Here is a 20,324-nt window from a genome sequence, read left to right on the forward strand (position 1 = left end):
GGATAGTGAAATGAAAAACAGGAAACTACAAATGATACTTTTGGCTGTATTTGTCATGTTATGCATGGCTACCGGTTGTGGAAAGAGCGGCAAAGCACCTTATGAAGCAACGATGAGTAAGGTATTTATGTGCGATGATGCATATACAGGAAGCATAATAGCAATTAATCTTGATGTGACCAATAACACAGGTGATTATATATCAGCCTACACACCGGTTTATGAAATGACAGCTTCTCTGGATGGAGCAAATCTGGAAACAGCTTTTCTGCTTTCTGATAATCCGGAGGCTATTGACAACAGTCAGATGATCGCAGAAGGTGAAACAGGACAGGCACAGGCGGCTTATCTGCTGCCGGATGGAGTGACTGAAGGAACACTTTCTGTTCTGGTTGTGGCACTCAGCACGGATGGAAAGTCGCAGATTACCGTGCTGGAACAGGATATTGATCTTTCGACAGTAGAGAAGGTGGTATCAGAGGCTGTATATGATGTTACCCTTGATGATAAAAAACTTACAGATGATGAAGATGGAAATCCGCTTTTGGTACTGGATCTTACTTTTACCAATAACAGCAGTAAAGCTACCAGCTTTGGCAGTGCAGTGGAAATGCAGATGTTTCAGAATGGAGTAGGACTTACGAGTGCGTATCTGCCATACAGACATCCAATGTATGATGAAGAAATGTACGGAAGCGATTATACGGATATTCAGCCAGGTAATTCTATTGCGATAAGAAGAGTATATGGGCTGAATGATCTGGATTCCGATGTAGAACTCAGCTGTATTGATTTTGATTCATTTGATCAGAAGAAGATCCTGGAGGAAACAATTGATTTATCCGGGGTAGAAGCAGTTGTTGCTGAAAGCGCTTATGAATTTTCCATGGATGAAATTCTGATTGGCTATTCTGATTATAATGACGATTATGTGGTCGTTATGGTAGGAGAATTTACCAATAATTCTGATGAAGATATTTCCTTCAGTACCGCATTGGATATTACAGCAAGACAGTCCGGCATGGAAATGCAGTCTACTTATGTGCCGGGAGCAAGTTCTTATAACTCCAATAATATATCACCTGGTACAACGATCATGGTTGCTCTGGCATGGGAACTGAACAGCAGCGAGGATGATGTTTCCATTACGGTAATTGACAGATACAGCTATAATAAGATGACGGTATTTGAAGAAACATATACGATAGATGAGCTTCTGGATAATACCCTGAATTATATGGATGCAGATGAATTCACAGATGAAGCCATTGATGAAAGTGAATTTGAATCACTGTAAAATTTAGAATAAAAGGAATTCTGCTGTGACGGGTAGTTTCTTTACTGAGTTGTTTGGTAAAGAGGGTACATAGCGACAGCAGGATTCCTTTTTCACTTGAATGATGTGATGACAGTCAGCAGGACATTATTTTTCTGCCAGTTTGGCCTGCAGATTTGCAATGATGGCATCCTTTTCGGCAATCACCGTATCCTTTTCTTCAAGCAGAGCCTTTTGCGTATCCACTTCCTTCTGCAGCTCATCGATCATATATCTGACAGTATTCCTGTCCATTTCCCGTAATTCCTCAGAAAAGAAACCCATAACATTCTCCACATTCCGACACATCTGGTATAGTGTCTCGTACATCGGTTTAAACTGTGGGAAGTCTGTGATAAGCTTGATAATCTCTTCCGGGTCATCCGTAGAGAAAAAAGTCATCCATGCATCCAACAGTGTGGTTACCTTTTTATTGTGCATTTTTAAACGGAAAATGTCAAGACTGATAAAGATGTAATTCCAGATCATGAACGCAAAATGACCCACCCGTTAGGGGCGGATCATTTTAAAAGGAAGGTATAGAAAATTAGTTATGGGCTTCTTGGTTGTCTAAAGCAGCTTTTATAAAGCCTCTGAACAACGGATGTGGTCTGTTCGGTCTTGATTTCAGCTCTGGGTGAGCCTGTGTGGCGATGAAGAAGGGATGATCTGACAGTTCGCACATTTCTACGATACGCCCGTCCGGTGAAATGCCGGAAAGCTTCATGCCATGTTCGGTCAGGGCTGCACGGAAATCATTATTTACCTCGTAACGGTGCCTGTGACGTTCATGGATCATTTCCTCACCATACAGATTATAGGCAAGAGAATCTTTATCAAGAACACAGGGATAAGATCCAAGCCTCAGTGTGCCACCGATATCTTCCACACCATTCTGATCCGGCATCAGTGCAATGACGGGATGTGTGGTAGAAGGATCAAGCTCAATACTGTGGGCATCATTATATCCAACTACATTTCTTGCAAATTCAACAATAGCAAGCTGCATACCAAGACACAGGCCAAGATAAGGTACATGGTGCTCTCTTGCATACTGAATCGCATAAAGTTTACCGTCAATGCCTCTCGGACCGAAGCCGCCGGGAACAAGAATACCATTCACATTACCGAGCAGCGCTGTGACATTTTCCTTTGTAACGGTTTCTGAATCGATCCATTTGATGTTTACCGTTGTACGGTTGGAAATGCCGCCATGCTTCAATGCTTCGACAACACTGATATAAGCATCATGAAGCTGAACATATTTTCCAACAATTGCAATATTCACCTCGTGGAGAGGTGTCCGCAGAGCCTCCACCATCGCCTTCCAGTCTGCAAGATCCGGTTCTGGACAGTCCAGATTCAGACATTCTAAGGCAACCTGTGCCAGGTGTTCATTTTCCATGGCAAGAGGTGCTTCATACAGATATTCCACATCCAGATTCTGAAGGACACGGTTATTGGGGACATTACAGAAAAGAGCAATTTTATCTTTAATATGCTGATCCAGTGGATATTCGCTGCGGCATACAATAATATCCGGTTGAATACCCATTCCCTGCAGCTCCTTAACACTTGCCTGCGTAGGCTTTGTCTTCATTTCCTGGGAGGCCTTCAGGTAAGGGATCAGAGTAACATGGATCAAAATGGCATTCTCTTTTCCAACCTCATGCTGGAACTGTCTGATGGATTCCAAAAAAGGCTGGCTTTCAATATCACCCACCGTACCACCTACTTCGATAATGGCAATTCGGGTATCTTCATCTGTAAAGTTACGATAGAAACGACTTTTGATCTCATTTGTGATATGAGGAATCACCTGAACGGTACCACCGCCGTAATCACCACGACGCTCCTTTTGCAGAACAGACCAGTAAACCTTGCCGGTGGTAACGTTGGAATTTCTATCCAGATTTTCATCGATGAATCGCTCATAATGTCCAAGATCCAGATCGGTTTCTGTACCATCCTCCGTGACAAAAACTTCACCATGCTGGATCGGGTTCATCGTGCCGGGATCAATATTGATATAAGGATCAAATTTCTGCATGGTGACCTTATAACCTCTGGCTTTTAATAATCTTCCCAAAGAAGCAGCAGTGATGCCCTTACCAAGACCGGAAACAACACCGCCGGTTACGAATACATATTTTACTCCCATAATAACTCCTTAGTTTAGTATAAATACAACAGTTCCCTTTGCAGAAAAACCGTCAATAGCAGTTTTTCTGCATTTTTGAAAATAAAAAAGGGTGCTATCTGGCCTGAACCAATAGCACCTTTGCTTTGATAGGAAAATCATAGCACCCGCAGTTTTCACTGTCAATACGGTTTATTTATAAAAAATTGATATTTGTTCATCCCTTTTTTATGGAATAATCATATAACATGTGCTAAAATGTAACAGGTGCAATGGAAAAACAAGCGCTGCGAAGCAGCATTTGTTTTTCCAGCACCGTTAACGAGCAAACGGTCTGCGAAAGCAGACAGGAAGTGCGGAGCGCGGGTTTGCGAGTTTTTTCAAAATGGAAAAACAAGCGAAGCAGAGAGTCTGCGAAAGCAGACAAGAAGTGCGAAGCACGGGTTTGCGAGTTTTTTCACAATGGAAAAAATTGCTGCGAAGCAGCATTTGTTTTTATTATAAATATGGATGGATGGAAATTATGAGAGTGGGATTTGACAACGAAAAATACCTGAAGATGCAGTCAGCACATATTATGGAAAGGATCGAAAAATTTGGCGACAAGCTGTATTTGGAATTTGGTGGTAAGCTGTTTGACGATTTTCATGCATCCAGAGTACTTCCGGGGTTTGAACCGGACAGTAAGCTCAGAATGCTCATGAAGCTTTCGGACAGGGCAGAGATCGTTATTGTTATCAATGCGGCTGATATCGAAAAGAATAAGATACGTGGAGATCTGGGCATTACTTATGATGAAGATGTACAGAGACTGATGCAGGAATTTGAAAGCAGGGGGCTTTATGTGGGAAGTGTTGTCTTGACACATTATGCAGGGCAGATCCGTGCGGCAGAATTTAAGGAGAGACTGGAAAAGAAGAATGTAAAGGTATATCTTCATTATACAATAGAAGGATATCCTTCCAATATCCCGCTGATCGTCAGTGATGACGGGTTTGGAAGGAATGAATATATAGAAACCACAAGACCGCTTGTTGTGGTAACGGCACCAGGACCGGGAAGTGGAAAAATGGCAACCTGTCTATCACAGCTTTACCATGACAACAAGAGAGGTATCAAGGCCGGATATGCGAAGTATGAGACCTTCCCGATCTGGAACCTGCCATTGAAGCATCCTGTCAATCTGGCATATGAGGCGGCAACCGCAGATCTGAATGATGTTAATATGATAGATCCCTTCCACCTGGAGGCGTACGGAGAAACAACAGTTAATTATAATCGTGATATCGAGATATTTCCGGTACTGAATGCAATCTTTGAAGGCATTTACGGAGAAAATCCTTATAAGTCCCCCACTGACATGGGTGTCAACATGGCGGGTAACTGCATTATAGACGATGAAGCCTGTAAGGAAGCTTCTTATATGGAGATCATCCGGCGCTATTATAAGGCTGCAGGAGATGTGGCAAGAGGCAAGGGAAGCGAGAATGAGGTATACAAGATCGAGCTTCTCATGAAACAGGCAAGGATTACCACTGAGGACCGGAAGGTGACGGTGGCAGCCAATGAAAGAGCAGAAAAGCTTGGCGTACCTGCAGCAGCGATTGAATTTGCGGATGGAAAGATCATCACATCCAAGACGACGTCTCTGCTTGGAGCAAGCGCAGCATTGCTGCTGAATGCACTGAAGTATCTTGGCGGCGTAGATCATGATACCCATCTGATCTCACCGGCAGCGATCGAGCCGATCCAGGAACTGAAGACCCGGTATCTGGGCGGTACGAATCCCAGGCTTCACACAGATGAGGTACTGATCGCACTGGCAATTTCAGCGACTACGGATCCGAATGCAAGAAAAGCACTGGAACAGATTCCTGCGCTGACAGGATGCCAGGTGCATACTTCTGTTATGCTTTCTGATGTGGATATGAGGACATTTAAAAAGCTGGGAGTAGATCTGACCAGCGAGCCGATATTAAAAGGAAAGAGTAAGTAATTTATGAGTGAGCAGAACTTAAACCAATATGAACCGGGAAACGGAAATAATTCCGGTCAGGGAGATCCGGGAAATAAAGGAAATGAAGGCAGAAACGGCTCCGGTGGCAATGGAAAAGATCCCAAACGCCAGAGCATTGTCCTGTTTCTGATCGCAGCATTAGTGACACTGCTTCTGATGAGCAGTTTTATGAAGATGATGTCCGGAGAAACACAGAAGGAGATCAGCTACAATGAGTTTATCCAGATGCTGGAGGATAATAAGGTAGAGTCCGTTACCATCAGCACGGACAGAGTTAATATTAAACCAAAGGAAGAAGAAAAAGCAAACAAGCTGCTGTATCTGTATGGCAGTCCATCGGCTGTTACTTATTATACCGGCAAGATCGAAGATGATGACACGCTGACCCAGCGATTGCTGAAATATGATGTACCTGTCAAGGGAGAAGTGGCAGACAGCTCAAGTGTGATCATCAGTTTCCTTTTAACTTATGTCGTACCGATCCTTCTGATGTGGGTACTGCTCAGCTTCCTGTTCCGTAAGATGTCCAAGGGCGGCGGTCCCATGGGAGTTGGAAAGAGTACAGCGAAGGTATATGTACAGAAGGAAACAGGAATTACCTTTAAGGATGTTGCCGGAGAGGATGAAGCGAAAGAATCTCTGCAGGAAGTTGTGGATTTCCTTCACAACCCCGGAAAATATGCGAAGATTGGAGCGAAGCTGCCCAAGGGAGCACTGCTTGTAGGACCTCCCGGAACCGGTAAGACACTGCTTGCCAAGGCAGTGGCCGGGGAGGCAAAGGTACCGTTCTTCTCTCTGTCCGGTTCAGATTTTATTGAGTTATATGTAGGCGTAGGTGCTTCCAGAGTAAGAGATCTGTTTAAGGAAGCAACCAAGAATGCCCCCTGCATTATTTTCATCGATGAGATAGATGCCATCGGAAGAAGCCGTGACAGCAAATATGGCGGTGGCAACGAAGAAAGGGAACAGACACTGAACCAGCTCCTTTCTGAAATGGATGGCTTTGACACCTCCAAGGGAATCCTGGTGCTTGGTGCTACCAACAGACCAGAGATCCTGGATAAGGCACTACTGCGTCCCGGACGTTTTGACAGGCGTATTATTGTAGATAAGCCGGATCTGAAGGGAAGGGTAGCGATCCTGAAGGTGCATGCCAAGGATGTTCACCTGGATGACAGCGTGGATCTGGATGCGATCGCACTTGCAACAAGCGGTGCTGTTGGTGCGGATCTTGCCAATATGATCAATGAGGCAGCGATCAATGCGGTGCAGCATGGCAGAGAATATGTGAACCAGAAGGATCTGTTTGAGGCTGTGGAACAGGTGCTTGTAGGCAAGGAAAAGAAGGATCGGATCATGAGTCAGGAGGAAAGAAGGATCGTTTCTTACCATGAGGTTGGTCATGCACTGATCAGTGCTCTGCAGAAAAATTCCGAGCCGGTGCAGAAAATCACGATCGTTCCCAGAACCATGGGAGCTCTTGGCTATGTCATGCATGTGCCTGAAGAAGAAAAATATCTGCAGACAAAGGCAGAGCTTCATGACAGACTTGTCAGCCTGCTTGGTGGACGTGCTGCTGAGGAACTGATCTTTGGCGATGTGACTACGGGCGCAGCCAATGATATTGAGCAGGCAACCAATATTGCATCCAATATGGTGACCCGGTTTGGTATGAGTAAACGGTTTGGTCTGATGGGTCTTGCCACGGTAGAAAATGAATATCTTGGAGGCGGTGCAAGACTGACCTGCAGTGACAGAACAGCAGCTGATGTAGATACAGAAGTAATGGAAATCCTGAAGGAATGCTATGAGGAAGCCAAACAGATGCTTTCCGGTAACAGGGAGCTGATGGATAAGCTGGCAGCCCACCTGATCGAGAAAGAAACGATCAGCGGCAAGGAATTTATGAAGATCTACCGTGCTGAAAAGGGAATCCCGGAACCGGAGGAGAAGAAAGAGGAAGCGGATAATACAGAAGAATCTGGCAGAGCAGCAAAGCTGGAAGAGGAAACAGAGGCTGAGCTGAAGGCAGAGGAACGTACCCCGGAGGATTTCCTTAGACAGGAGCCTGCTGGAGATGAAGGTGAAAACGGATCGAAAGGAATCTTCTCAGGTGCCAGAAAATAAAGAAAAGAAGTGACTGCAGTTCATGCAGTCACTTTTGCAATAGGAGAAGTTATGTTTGATATTCAGGAAGAATTAAAGAAGCTTCCCAGGTGTCCGGGAGTTTATATCATGCATGATGAAGCGGATACTATTATTTATGTGGGGAAGGCGGTCAATCTCCATAATCGTGTCCGCTCTTATTTTCGCAAAAATATTGGAAGAGGACCACAGATCGACAAAATGGTAACGCTTATCAACCGATTTGAATATATTGTGACGGATTCTGAGCTGGAAGCGCTGGTGCTGGAAAATAACCTGATCAAGGAACACAGGCCCAAATATAATACCATGCTGAAGGATGATAAGACTTATCCTTATATCAAGGTGACGATGGGAGAAGAATTTCCAAGAGTCCTGTTTTCACGTGAGATGAAAAAGGATCATGCTAAATATTTTGGACCATATACCAGTGCCGCAGCGGTAAAGGATACCATAGAGCTGCTTAACAGACTGTATCAGCTCAGAACCTGTAACCGGAGTCTGCCAAGAGACTGTGGACAAGGAAGAGCCTGCCTGAATTATCATATCAAGCAGTGTATGGCACCCTGTCAGGGAAACATTACAAAGGAAGCCTATGGAGAAAATGTAAAGAAAGCCCTGGATTTTCTGAATGGACATTATCAGGAGATTCTCGGAGAATTAAAGCAGAAGATGCAGACGGCATCTGATCAGCTTGAATTTGAAGAGGCGATCCGTTACCGGGATCTGTATAACAGTGTGAAGCAGGTAGCGCAGAAACAGAAGATTACAGACAGTGATGGAGAGGATAAGGATATCATAGCCCTTGCAAATGATGCGAACGATGCGGTAGTGCAGGTTTTCTTTGTCAGGGATGGAAAACTCATGGGACGGGAGCATTTTTATATGACACATGTGTCACAGACTCCAAGAGAACAGATTCTTTTGGATTTTGTGAAGCAGTTCTATGCAGGAACGCCTTTTATTCCCAAAGAGCTGATGCTGCAGGAGAAAATCGAAGATCAGGAGGTACTGGAACAGTGGCTGACCGGGAGAAGGGGAGCGAGAGTTTATATCCGGGTACCGAAGATCGGAACCAGAGAAAAGCTGGTAGAACTGGCCGCCAGGAATGCAAGCCTGGTGCTGGACCAGGATAAGGAACGGATCCGGCGGGAAGAGGGAAGGACGATCGGAGCGGCGAAGGAGATTGCAGCACTGCTTCATCTGGAGAAGGCAGACAGGATGGAAGCCTATGATATTTCCAATATCAGTGGTTTTGCCAATGTAGGCTCCATGGTGGTATATGAAAAAGGAAAGCCAAAACGCAGTGACTATCGTAAATTCAAGATAAAGAGTGTGTCAGGACCGGACGACTACGCCTGCATGCGTGAGGTGCTGACAAGACGCTTTACCCATGGCATAGAAGAAAGAGAAGAAATGGAGGGAACCGCAGAAAAAAAGGAAGTGGGCGGCTTTACAAAATTTCCGGACGTGATCATGATGGATGGTGGACGTGGGCAGGTAAATATCGCGCTGGCTGTCCTTCAGGAGCTGAAGCTGTCTATTCCGGTCTGCGGCATGGTAAAGGATGATAATCACAGGACGAGAGGACTTTATTTTAATAATGAAGAGATTCCGATTGACAGGAACAGCGAAGGGTTCAGGCTGATCACAAGAATCCAGGATGAAGCCCACAGGTTTGCCATCGAATACCACAGATCTCTTCGCGGCAAGGCACAGGTGAAGTCGGTATTGGATGAGATCCCGGGAGTTGGACCGGCGAGAAGAAAGGCACTGATGCGCGGCTTCAAGTCTATCGAGGAGATCCGGGAAGCGGATGTTGAAACACTTTTACAGGTGGAAGGAATGAACCGGCCTGCCGCCCAGGGAGTCTATGATTTTTTCCATCAGAAAAAATGAAAATTTTACGGGAGAAACATGGAAAGAGAAGAGAGCAGATTGTTGAGATTCCCCAGTTGATGTGGTAAACTATTTAAGATAACGGTCTTCCGTCTGTAAAGGCGAGAGGGGAAAGGCATGGAGGGAACGTATGGCAAGCGTAAAACTGGAAAGCATCATTGAAAAGATGAAGCTGGAAAATCTGACACCTGATATTGATATTTCGAAGATCAAGATTACCCAGCCTGATATTAACAGGCCGGCGCTGCAGTTAGCCGGTTATTTCGAACATTTTGAAGCAACAAGACTTCAGATCATCGGTTTTGTGGAATATTCCTATATAGAAGGACTTCCGGTGGCAAGGAAAAAGGAGATCTATGAGAGACTTCTTTCCTGTGAGATCCCGGCGATCGTGTTCTGCAGGGAACTGAAGCCGGATGAGCTGTTTACAGAGATCGCAGAGGCACACAAGGTACCGCTTCTGATGACCAAGAAAGCAACATCTGCATTTATGGCAGAGATCATCAGATGGCTGAATGTAAAGCTGGCTCCCTGTATTTCAGTACATGGGGTTCTTGTGGACGTTTTCGGTGAGGGTGTCCTGATCACAGGCGAAAGCGGTATTGGTAAGTCAGAAGCAGCCCTGGAGCTGATCAAGAGAGGACATCGTCTGGTTACAGATGATGCTGTTGAGATCCGCAAGGTCAGTGATGAGACGCTTGTTGGATCCGCACCGGATATCACCAAACATTTTATCGAATTGCGTGGTATCGGAATCATTGATGTGAAGACACTGTTCGGTGTTTCCAGTGTTAAGGATACTCAGAATATTGATCTGGTCATTCGTCTGGAGGACTGGGACAAGGACAAGGAATATGACAGGCTCGGACTGGAAGAGGAATATACAGAATATCTTGGAAACAAGGTAGTATGCCACAACATTCCAATTCGTCCCGGACGTAACCTCGCCGTGATCTGTGAGTCCGCAGCGATCAATCATCGTCAGAAGAAGATGGGATACAATGCGGCACAGGAGCTTTACCGCAGAGTACAGGAATCTCTGGCAAGAGGCAGAAGTGATGAGGATGAGGACGAATAGAAGCAACCTGTAAAGAATAGAATAAAGAGGGAGAATAAAAATGAAATACGTATTTGGTGTAGATATCGGAGGAACTACTGTAAAGATCGGACTGTTTGATGTAGAAGGAAATGTACTGGACAAGTGGGAGATCCCTACAAGAACCGAGAATGACGGTGAGAAGATCCTGCCTGACGTAGCAGACAGTATCAGGGAAAAAATGAAACAGATGGATAAAGATGCGATCGCCGGTGTTGGTGTTGGCGCACCTGGTCCCATTGACGCAGCTGGTGTGGTACATCGTGCCGTAAACCTTGGCTGGAAAACCTTTAATGTAAAGGAAACACTGGAAGCACTGATCAATCTTCCTGTCAGAGCAGGCAATGATGCCAATGTGGCAGCCCTTGGAGAAATGTGGATGGGCGGTGGAAAAGGCTATAAGGATCTGGTTGTTGTTACACTGGGAACCGGTGTAGGCGGCGGCATCATTGTAGATGGAAGGATGATCAGCGGAAGTACCGGAGCAGCAGGAGAGATCGGACATATTCATGTAGATGATACAGAGACAGATGTATGTAACTGTGGAAATAAGGGGTGCCTTGAGCAGTTTGCTTCTGCAACCGGTATTACCAGACTTGCAAACAAGAAGCTTGCCTCTACAGACATGGATAGTGTTCTGAGAGGCGGAGAGGTTTCAGCAAAGACAGTATTTGATGCTGTAAAGGCAAGAGATCCTCTGGCTATGGAGGTAGCAGAACAGTTTGGAAAATATCTGGGAGACGCCCTTGCAGCAGTGGCAGGAGTTGTAAATCCGGAAGCCTTTGTTATTGGAGGAGGTGTGTCCAAGGCAGGAGAGATTCTGATCGATTATATCAGACCTCATTATGAAAAGAGTGTATTCCATGGATGCCGTGAAGCGAAATTTGCACTGGCAACACTGGGAAATGATGCAGGAATCTACGGAGCAGCAAAGCTGGTGCTGGATGCAGTAGCAGACAGATAATAAATATTAAGAAGCAGGTGCGGACATTGAGGGGATTTGGCGAAGCAGTTTATGAATATATCAGAGCGAATGTACCTGAAGAGGATATTCTGACAGAAGAACCGATGAGCAGGCATACAACATTCCGGATCGGCGGTGAAGCAGCATGCTTTATCCGGATCAGCAGTGAGGAACAGCTGCGGAAGCTGATCCCTTATTTTGAAAATGTCGGCGCTGAATATTTTGTCCTGGGAAAGGGCAGCAATCTGCTGGTAGGGGATAAAGGCTATCCGGGAGTGATCCTTCAGATATCAGATGCCTGCCAGCAGATAGAAGCAGAAGAAAACAGGCTGCAGGTGCAGGCAGGTGCTGCACTTTCAAAGGTGGCGCTTTTTGCCATGGAAAGAGGACTTGAAGGACTGGAATTTGCTGCAGGGATTCCCGGAACGGTAGGCGGCGGTGTGGTGATGAATGCTGGCGCCTATGGTGGTGAGATGAAACAGGTGGTGGAGAGTGTCAGAGTACTTTCTTCAGAGGGAGAGATCCTTACGCTCGACAATGACACCATGGAATTTGGATACAGAACCAGCATTATCAGAAACCGAAATTTTATAGTGCTGAGTGTGACTTTCCTGCTGCGGGAAGGAAACAGAGAGGAAATCCGTGCAAGAATAGAGGATTTTCAGAAGCGCCGTATGGAGAAGCAGCCTTTAAATTATCCTTCTGCAGGCAGTACGTTTAAAAGACCGGAAGGATATTTTGCCGGAAAGCTGATCATGGATGCAGGACTTCGGGGATTTCAGATCGGTGATGCAAGAGTATCCGATAAACACTGCGGATTCGTGGTAAATGTTGGCAAGGCAACGGCAAGGGATGTAACAGATGTGATTGAGGAAGTACAGGAAAAGGTCAGAGAACGTTTCGGAGTTTCCCTGGAAAGAGAAGTCATTTATCTTGGAAAATTTTAGCTGCTGTGTCTGAAAGAAGGATAATGACTGCAAAGGTTAATTTATAAAAGCAGGGCTGTATAAGTACAGCAGGAGGAAATGGAATGCGCTTTGTTGTAGTGACAGGAATGAGCGGCGGCGGAAAAAGTACAGCACTCCATATGCTTGAGGATGTTGGATTTTATTGTGTGGACAATCTGCCGGTTCCACTGATCGAGCAGTTTGTAGAACTGATCGCCATGCCGGGAAGTGAAGTGGAAAAGGTAGCTCTCGGGCTTGATGTACGTGTGGATCAGCCTTTTGAAGATGCACAGAAGGCATTGGAGAAGCTGAAAAAGAATGGCTATAATTTCGAGATCCTGTTTATGGAAGCCGGAGACAGTGTCCTGCTGAAGAGGTATAAGGAAACAAGGAGAATGCACCCGCTTTCTCCTGGAGGCAGGGTTGAAGACGGTATCCACAAGGAGAGAAAGATCCTGCAGGATATCAAAGGGAAAGCCGATTATGTGATCGATACCTCAAATCTTCTGACACGGGAGCTGAAAGAGGAAATCGACAGGATCTTTGTGAAGAATGAAGAATATAACAGTCTGATGGTAACAATACTGTCATTTGGCTTTAAGCATGGGATACCGGCAGATGCGGATCTGGTATTTGATGTAAGATTTCTGCCAAATCCCTATTATATAGAAGAATTAAAGTATAAAACGGGAAATGATAAAGAAGTACAGGATTATGTCATGGATTTTCCAGAGGCAGGGATATTTATTGACAAGCTGACTGATATGCTGGAATTCCTGATCCCTAACTATGTGAAGGAGGGAAAATATCAGCTTGTGATCGGAATTGGCTGTACAGGGGGAAAGCACAGAAGTGTCACCCTTGCGAATAAGCTGTATGAGCGGTTGAAGAATAAGGGAAATTACGGACTGAAGATCGCACACCGTGATGTGCGGGCACAGGGGATTTGACCAAAGGCAGGAAATTTATGTCGTTTTCAGCAGAAGTAAAGGAAGAACTGGAAAAAATCATGCCGCAGGCAAGACACTGCAGACTGGCGGAGCTTTCTGCAATTGTAGAGTTTGGCTGTCATATAGAAGAAACAAATGGAGAAATACGGATTACGATCCATTCGGAAAACGATGCAGTTGCCAGAAAGTACTTTACATTATGGAAAAAAACATTTAATATATGTACTGATGTTGCAAAAGCACTACAGGCTTTAAAATTCACGGGAGATAATGCGGGAGCAGGAAAGGGGGCAGATCGTGTCCTGATCAAAAGCAGCTGCTGCAAGAGAGCATATCTCCGGGGTGCTTTTTTATGTATAGGTTCTATGAGTAATCCGGAGAAGGGGTATCATCTGGAGTTTGTCTGTGAGACTGATCGTCAGGCTCTGCAGATACAGGAAGCTATACATAGCTTTGACATAGAGGCGAAGGTAGTCAGACGCAAGAAATATGATGTTGTGTATTTGAAGGAAGGCGCCGGGATCGTAGATCTTCTTAATGTAATGGGAGCGCATGTATCTTTGATGAATCTGGAGAATCTGAGGATTGAGAAGGAAATGCGCAATTCTATAAACAGACAGGTGAACTGCGAAACTGCCAATATCACGAAGACGGTGAATGCGGCCAGCAGGCAGCTGGAGGATATTCAGCTGATTCAGACACATATTGGGCTTTCGGGTCTGCCAGAGCATTTAAGGGAGATTGCCCTTGTAAGACTGACACATCCGGAAAGTTCTCTTCAGGAGTTGGGTGGTTACTTAAATCCGCCGGTTGGAAAATCCGGTGTGAATCATAGATTAAGGAAGCTGAGTGAAATAGCCAGTCAAATTCAGGTTAAAGCTTAAAGGAGGAGAAATATTATGATTGAAAAGTCCATTGAAATCAAGATGGCAGAAGATTTTGATGCACGTCCTATTGCCATGCTGGTACAGATTGCAAGCAGACATGACAGTGATATTTATCTTGCGACAGAAGGAAAAAAGGTGAATGCCAAAAGCATCATGGGAATGATGAGCATGCCTCTGAATCAGGGAGAAAGCGTAACTGTAATTGCAGAGGGAACTGATGAGCAGGCTGCTGTGGATGCTATTGGTAGTTATCTGAACGGCAAAACGGAATAGATGAAACTGAAATACGGACGCCACACTTGTCAGAGTGTGGCGTCTTTTGTAACATGGAAAATATAAAAGGATAGGAAAAGAAAAGCTGCCAGAGGCAGCTGGAGGATTTTATGAAGAAGAAAATGCTTTTTATTTATAATCCGAGAGCGGGAAAATCCCAGATCAGAAGTAATCTTCTTGATATGATCGATATTTTTGTGAAGGCCGGATATGAAGTGACTGCCTATCCGACACAGGCACAGGGGGATGGGATCAGGGCAGTTACAGAAAGACAGATCGGTTACTATGATATGATTGCCTGCAGCGGTGGTGATGGCACACTTGATGAAGTGGTGACCGGTATGATGAGGTGTGAAAAAAGACTGCCGATCGGCTACGTTCCGGCAGGAACAACTAATGACTTTGCCGGAAGTCTGGGAATCCCGAGGAGCATGGAAAAGGCAGCAAGAGTGATTGTGGATGGCAGAAGCTTCCGCTGCGATGTTGGTGGATTTAATGAGAATATTTTTGTCTATATTGCGGCATTCGGCCTTTTTACAGATGTTTCCTATGAGACAAGGCAGGACATGAAGAATGTGCTGGGACATATGGCTTATGTGCTGGAAGGCATGAGAAAGCTGTCGAAAGTGAGATCCTATACCATGAAGGTGACCTGTGGGGACAGAGCGATAGAGGGAGATTTTATCTTTGGAATGATCACAAATTCCCTTTCTGTAGGCGGTTTCAAGAAGATCACCGGTGACAATGTAAAGCTGGATGACGGTGTATTTGAAGTAACTCTGATCAAAAGACCCGGGAACCCGGTGGAGCTGAATACGATCATGGCAGCGATGGTGAACCGGAATATTGATACCGATCTGATGGAATGCTTTACAGCATCGGAGCTGCAGATTGAATCGACAGAAGAGATCGCATGGACACTGGATGGAGAATTCGGAGGACGGCACAGCAGAGTTGAAATCCAAAATTATAAACAGGCACTGGAGATCAGGGTGCCGGAGGAAGAATAAATAGCCCTATAAAAGGGAGGATGCCAGGTAAGCTGTCTTACCTGGCATTTATTATGAAAAAGTTATTATAAAATCAAGTAGATGTTGTTTTCTTTGTTTCATCTTATGCTCTTAGTATAAAGGGCAGAAATGTCTAAAGAATGTTGAGGTGTTGAAGTTTTTTTAAATGAAATGTTAATAAAATATGAACACCTCACATTTTTTCCGGTTCCGGATAATCTACGCCAAAGGTTTCTACTGTGACAGCAGCGATCTTCTGATCCTCCAGTGGTCTGTCGGAATAGTCGGTAGGGGTTTCGGCGATCTTGTTCACAACGTCCATACCCTCAATAATCTTGCCAAAAGCTGCATAGGAGCCATCCAGATGGGGTGCATTCTTGTGCATGATAAAGAACTGGGATCCGGCGGAATCAGGCATCATGCTTCTTGCCATGGAAAGAACGCCTTCTGTATGCTTTAAATCATTCTGGAAGCCGTTTGCAGCAAATTCACCTTTGATGCTGTAGCCAGGGCCGCCCATACCGGTGCCCTGGGGATCACCACCCTGGATCATGAAGCCTCTGATCACACGGTGGAAGATCAGGCCATCATAAAAGTTTTTCTGGATCAGGCTGATGAAGTTGTTTACGGAAACGGGGGCGATATCGGGATAAAGCTCTGCTTTCATGACATCTCCGTTTTCCATGGTAAAGGTTACAACAGGATTTTGTGCCATAATAATATTTCATTCCCTTCTTTTCAATTTTTGTAAACTATACTATAATAGTAAAATGGTATGGGATTTCATAGAAGGAAACCCACGTATTTATTCTACAGAATCCAAAAGGACTTTTCAATGCTTAAATATGTTGTGTTTGCAGTAACAGAGAAGGAAAGGCAGGTTCTTGACAGAAGTAGGGCAGAACTGGAACAGGTCTTTACCGGAGAAAAGACAGAATTTCTGATCGTTTCTGCAGCACAGACGGAAGAAGGCATTTTAAGGCTCCGGATGGAAGAAAGCCTGATCCTGACAGATGATCCTGCATATCTGAAGGCATTGCAGGCAGCAGGATTTTATACAGCAGGTCTCCATCATAAAGAAAATCAGGGCACCTTTTTTGAAGGAGCAGCTTATGTTATAGAAGAGATCGGTGAGATCACTTTTTCTGTGTATGATGAGATCTACAGGCGGCTTGCTGGGTTGCCGCTGATGATCACGAGGACGAAGCGACTTCTGATCCGGGAGAGCACGGTAGGGGATGTTCCAGAGTTTTACCGGATCTACAGGGATCCATCCATTACGAAATACATGGAGGATTTGTTTGGGGATCCCGAAGAAGAGATAGCTTACATGAAGGAATATATCCGTCAGATCTATGGATTTTACGGATATGGGATGTGGACAGTACAGCTTCTTTCCGGAGAAGTGATCGGCAGAGCAGGACTCAGTGTGAGAGAAGGCTATGAACTTCCGGAACTGGGATTTGTGATCGGCTGTGACTATCAGGGACAGGGCTATGCAGAAGAAGCGTGCAGAGCGGTGCTTGCCTATGGAAAGAAGGAGCTTTCTTTTGAGCATGTACAGGCACTGGTAGAGGAAGAGAATCTTCCGTCCAGAAATCTGCTTATAAAGCTTGGGTTCCATTTCGATAAAAAAGTGAATGAGAAGGGAACTGAATACCTTCTTATGATAGATTGACAACATTTTGAAAGGAGTTTTTGCATAAAAATGAGTAAAGGGAAATATTATATTACAACGGCGATTGCCTATACATCAGGAAAACCGCACATCGGAAACAGCTATGAGATTGTTCTGGCAGACAGCATTGCCCGTTTCAAGAGAAAAGATGGCTATGATGTTTTTTTTCAGACAGGAACGGATGAGCATGGACAGAAGATCGAGCTGAAGGCACAGGAGGCCGGTATTACACCGAAGGAATATGTAGACAATGTGGCTGGCACGATTCGGAAGATCTGGGATCTGATGGACACCTCCTATGATCACTTTATCCGTACAACAGATGATTATCATGAAAAACAGGTACAGAAGATCTTTAAGAAGCTGTACAATCAGGGAGATATTTACAAGAGCTCCTATGAGGGCCTGTACTGTACACCCTGTGAATCCTTCTGGACAGAATCCCAGCTTGTGGACGGCAAATGTCCTGACTGCGGAAGAGAGGTAAAGCCGGCAAAGGAAGAGGCATATTTTTTCAGGATGAGCAAATATGCTGACAGATTGATCGAGCATATTAACAGCCATCCGGAATTTATACAGCCGGTATCCAGAAAGAATGAAATGATGAACAACTTCCTGCTTCCTGGTCTGCAGGATCTGTGTGTTTCCAGAACCTCCTTCAAGTGGGGGATCCCGGTAGACTTTGATGATAAGCATGTCGTTTATGTATGGCTGGATGCCCTGACCAACTATATCACCGGTATTGGCTATGACTGTGACGGAGAAAGCAGTGAGCAGTATAAGAAATATTGGCCGGCGGATCTGCACCTGATCGGAAAGGATATTATACGTTTCCATACGATTTACTGGCCGATCTTCCTGATGGCGCTGGGTGAGCCCCTGCCAAAGCAGGTATTTGGTCATCCATGGCTTCTGATGAACAATGACAAGATGAGCAAGTCAAAAGGAAATGTGATCTATGCAGATGAACTGGTAGATTTCTTTGGAGTGGATGCTGTCAGATATTTCGTCCTGCATGAGATGCCTTTCGAAAATGACGGAAATATCACCTGGGAGCTGGTAGCGGAGCGTTTTAATACAGATCTTGCCAATACCCTTGGTAATCTGGTGAACCGTACCGTATCCATGAGCAACAAGTATTTTGACGGTGTTGTTACCAATACCGGCGTGACAGAGCCTGTGGATGAGGAACTGAAGAATCTGGCTGTGACAGCCTATGGCAGAGTAGCAGATAAGATGAAGGATCTGAGAGTGGCTGATGCCCTGACAGAGATTTTTACCTTATTTAAGAGATGCAACAAATATATCGATGAGACAGAACCGTGGGTACTGGCAAAGGATGAAGCGAAGAAGGATCGTCTCGCGACCGTTCTTTATAATCTGACAGAAAGCATTCTGATCGGTGCTTCCCTGCTTGAACCCTATATGCCTACAACGGCAAAGAAGATCGCAGTGCAGTTTAACACAGAGATCAGAAGCTTTGAAGATCTGGCCGAGTTTGGAAGATATCCCTCTGGCAGCAAAGTAACAGAAACACCGGAGATCCTTTTCGCAAGACTGGATCAGAAGGCAGTTTCAGCAAAGATCGAAGAGATGGAAGCTGTAAGAACAGCTGCAGCAGAGAAGACGGAAAAGGAAGAGAAAGCAGAGGAAGGCATTGATATTGAGCCGAAGGCTGAGATTTCCTATGATGATTTTGCAAAGCTGCAGTTCCAGGTGGGCGAGATCATTGAATGTAAGGAAGTACCAAAGTCCAAGAAGCTCCTCTGTTCACAGGTGAAGATCGGAAGTCAGGTAAAGCAGATCGTTTCCGGAATCAAGCAGCATTATTCCGCAGAGGAAATGGTAGGCAAGAAGGTGATGGTTCTTGTGAACCTGAAGCCGGCAACCCTGGCAGGCGTTGTTTCTGAAGGTATGCTGCTCTGTGCAGAAGATGCAGATGGTAATCTGGCACTGATGACACCGGAGAAAAAGATGCCGGCAGGAGCAGAGATCTGCTAGAGGAAAAAGAGGACTCTCCGGCAAAAAACAGGAAGAGGGTTATATATGGTCAAAAAAGAAGAATTTGTATTTGACTCCAGGGACGGACAGAGTAAGATCCACGCGGTCAGATGGATTCCGGAAGGAAAAGTGATCGGGATTCTTCAGATTGTCCACGGAATGGCCGAATATATTGAAAGATACGAGGAAATGGCACACTTTTTCGCAGAAAAGGGAATCCTGGTTACAGGAGAGGATCATCTTGGACATGGAAAGAGTGTGGACGAAAAGGAAACCTATGGTTATTTCTGTGAACAGGATCCGGCGACGGTAGTTGTGCGGGATGTACACAGACTGAAAAAGATGACACAGGAGGACTATCCGGGAATCCCTTATATTCTGCTTGGACACAGTATGGGTTCCTTTATTACAAGGAATTACCTGTTCCGTTATGGCACAGGAATTCAGGGAGCAATCATCTGCGGTACCGGCTCACAGCCCGGCGTGGTGGTGAAATTCAGCAGGGCACTTGCTGCATTCGAAGGACTGTTTCTTGGAGAGAAGCATACAGCAAAACTGATAGATAAGCTGGCTTTTGGAAATTATAATAAACAGGTAGAAAAGCAGAGGACTTCATTTGACTGGCTGTGCCGGGATGAAGCAGTGGTTGATGCCTATATAGCTGATGAGCTGTGCGGATTCATTTTTACCGTAAACGGGTTCCGGACATTGTTTACCCTGCTGGATCGTCTGAACAAAGAAGAAAATCTGAAAAAAATGCCGGAAACCCTGCCGGTGCTGTTCATTGCCGGAGAGAAGGATCCAGTAGGAAATTATGGAGAAGGAGTCAAAAAAGCTTTCCGGGATTTCCAGAAGGCCGGACTGACTACTTTAAGCATGAAGCTGTATCCGGAGGATCGTCATGAGCTTTTGAATGAACTGGATAAGAAAAAAGTTTATGAGGATATTTATTCATGGATATTGGAACGGATCAAGGAGTATCAGTTATAAGAGGTGTATGTT

Annotated in this window: 17 protein-coding genes; 14 read left to right on the forward strand and 3 right to left on the reverse strand. The window is 45.1% G+C overall.

What is annotated here, in order from left to right:
• The first annotated feature begins 31 nt into the window (after nt 1–31).
• Nucleotides 32–1,297, forward strand: a complete 1,266-nt coding sequence (locus OCV77_RS13375; RefSeq protein ID WP_262575512.1) for a DUF5067 domain-containing protein — start codon at nt 32–34, stop codon at nt 1,295–1,297.
• Nucleotides 1,298–1,423: 126 nt separating this feature from the next.
• On the opposite strand, the gene OCV77_RS13380 is transcribed toward OCV77_RS13375, so the two are convergent.
• Nucleotides 1,424–1,804, reverse strand: coding sequence for a hypothetical protein (locus OCV77_RS13380; RefSeq protein ID WP_262575514.1), 381 nt, complete (start codon nt 1,802–1,804; stop codon nt 1,424–1,426).
• A gap of 58 nt (nt 1,805–1,862) precedes the next feature.
• Entirely contained in the window at nt 1,863–3,476 is a 1,614-nt protein-coding gene (locus OCV77_RS13385) for a CTP synthase (protein ID WP_262575515.1), read from the reverse strand.
• 502 nt (nt 3,477–3,978) lie between these two features.
• Between OCV77_RS13385 and OCV77_RS13390 the strand changes: the two genes are divergently transcribed.
• The 10 genes from OCV77_RS13390 to OCV77_RS13435 all read left to right on the forward strand — a co-directional run bounded on the left by OCV77_RS13390 (nt 3,979) and on the right by OCV77_RS13435 (nt 15,643).
• Nucleotides 3,979–5,451, forward strand: coding sequence for a DUF1846 domain-containing protein (locus OCV77_RS13390; protein ID WP_262575516.1), 1,473 nt, complete (start codon nt 3,979–3,981; stop codon nt 5,449–5,451).
• Nucleotides 5,452–5,454: 3 nt separating this feature from the next.
• Entirely contained in the window at nt 5,455–7,599 is a 2,145-nt protein-coding gene (gene ftsH, locus OCV77_RS13395) for an ATP-dependent zinc metalloprotease FtsH (protein WP_262575518.1), read from the forward strand.
• A 51-nt stretch (nt 7,600–7,650) separates the two neighbouring features.
• Nucleotides 7,651–9,516: an excinuclease ABC subunit UvrC gene (gene uvrC, locus OCV77_RS13400; protein WP_262575519.1), complete on the forward strand. Its 1,866-nt coding sequence runs from the start codon at nt 7,651–7,653 to the stop codon at nt 9,514–9,516.
• Between the two features lie 130 nt (nt 9,517–9,646).
• Nucleotides 9,647–10,594: an HPr(Ser) kinase/phosphatase gene (hprK, locus tag OCV77_RS13405; protein ID WP_262575520.1), complete on the forward strand. Its 948-nt coding sequence runs from the start codon at nt 9,647–9,649 to the stop codon at nt 10,592–10,594.
• A 40-nt stretch (nt 10,595–10,634) separates the two neighbouring features.
• Nucleotides 10,635–11,576 (forward strand): ROK family glucokinase, encoded by a 942-nt coding sequence (locus OCV77_RS13410; RefSeq protein WP_317246638.1) that lies wholly within the window; start codon nt 10,635–10,637, stop codon nt 11,574–11,576.
• 17 nt (nt 11,577–11,593) lie between these two features.
• Complete coding sequence (gene murB / locus OCV77_RS13415) at nt 11,594–12,523, forward strand: UDP-N-acetylmuramate dehydrogenase (RefSeq protein WP_416910610.1); 930 nt, start codon at nt 11,594–11,596, stop codon at nt 12,521–12,523.
• Nucleotides 12,524–12,606: 83 nt separating this feature from the next.
• A complete protein-coding gene (rapZ, locus tag OCV77_RS13420) occupies nt 12,607–13,473 on the forward strand; it encodes an RNase adapter RapZ (RefSeq protein WP_118799021.1) in 867 nt (288 codons plus the stop codon).
• Between the two features lie 17 nt (nt 13,474–13,490).
• Nucleotides 13,491–14,357: a DNA-binding protein WhiA gene (gene whiA / locus OCV77_RS13425; RefSeq protein WP_262575523.1), complete on the forward strand. Its 867-nt coding sequence runs from the start codon at nt 13,491–13,493 to the stop codon at nt 14,355–14,357.
• 15 nt (nt 14,358–14,372) lie between these two features.
• Nucleotides 14,373–14,633 (forward strand): HPr family phosphocarrier protein, encoded by a 261-nt coding sequence (locus OCV77_RS13430; protein ID WP_262575524.1) that lies wholly within the window; start codon nt 14,373–14,375, stop codon nt 14,631–14,633.
• Between the two features lie 110 nt (nt 14,634–14,743).
• Nucleotides 14,744–15,643 (forward strand): diacylglycerol/lipid kinase family protein, encoded by a 900-nt coding sequence (locus OCV77_RS13435; RefSeq protein WP_262575526.1) that lies wholly within the window; start codon nt 14,744–14,746, stop codon nt 15,641–15,643.
• A gap of 193 nt (nt 15,644–15,836) precedes the next feature.
• On the opposite strand, the gene OCV77_RS13440 is transcribed toward OCV77_RS13435, so the two are convergent.
• Nucleotides 15,837–16,358, reverse strand: coding sequence for a peptidylprolyl isomerase (locus OCV77_RS13440; protein WP_118798963.1), 522 nt, complete (start codon nt 16,356–16,358; stop codon nt 15,837–15,839).
• A 120-nt stretch (nt 16,359–16,478) separates the two neighbouring features.
• On the opposite strand from OCV77_RS13440, the gene OCV77_RS13445 reads away from it, so the two are divergent.
• From OCV77_RS13445 to OCV77_RS13455, 3 genes are read left to right on the forward strand one after another with little or no spacing between them, the layout of a single operon-like run.
• The gene (locus OCV77_RS13445; RefSeq protein ID WP_262575528.1) at nt 16,479–17,321 is read left to right on the forward strand and encodes a GNAT family N-acetyltransferase; all 843 of its coding nucleotides are present in this window, start codon (nt 16,479–16,481) and stop codon (nt 17,319–17,321) included.
• Nucleotides 17,322–17,351: 30 nt separating this feature from the next.
• Complete coding sequence (gene metG, locus OCV77_RS13450) at nt 17,352–19,322, forward strand: methionine--tRNA ligase (protein WP_416910613.1); 1,971 nt, start codon at nt 17,352–17,354, stop codon at nt 19,320–19,322.
• A gap of 45 nt (nt 19,323–19,367) precedes the next feature.
• Nucleotides 19,368–20,312 carry an alpha/beta fold hydrolase gene (locus OCV77_RS13455; protein ID WP_262575529.1) on the forward strand — a complete coding sequence of 315 codons (945 nt, stop codon included), beginning with the start codon at nt 19,368–19,370 and terminating at the stop codon, nt 20,310–20,312.
• Nucleotides 20,313–20,324 lie beyond the last annotated feature (12 nt).

It is taken from the genome of Suilimivivens aceti, from assembly GCF_025567405.1.
In the GTDB taxonomy this organism is placed as follows: Bacteria; Bacillota; Clostridia; order Lachnospirales; family Lachnospiraceae; genus Suilimivivens; species Suilimivivens aceti.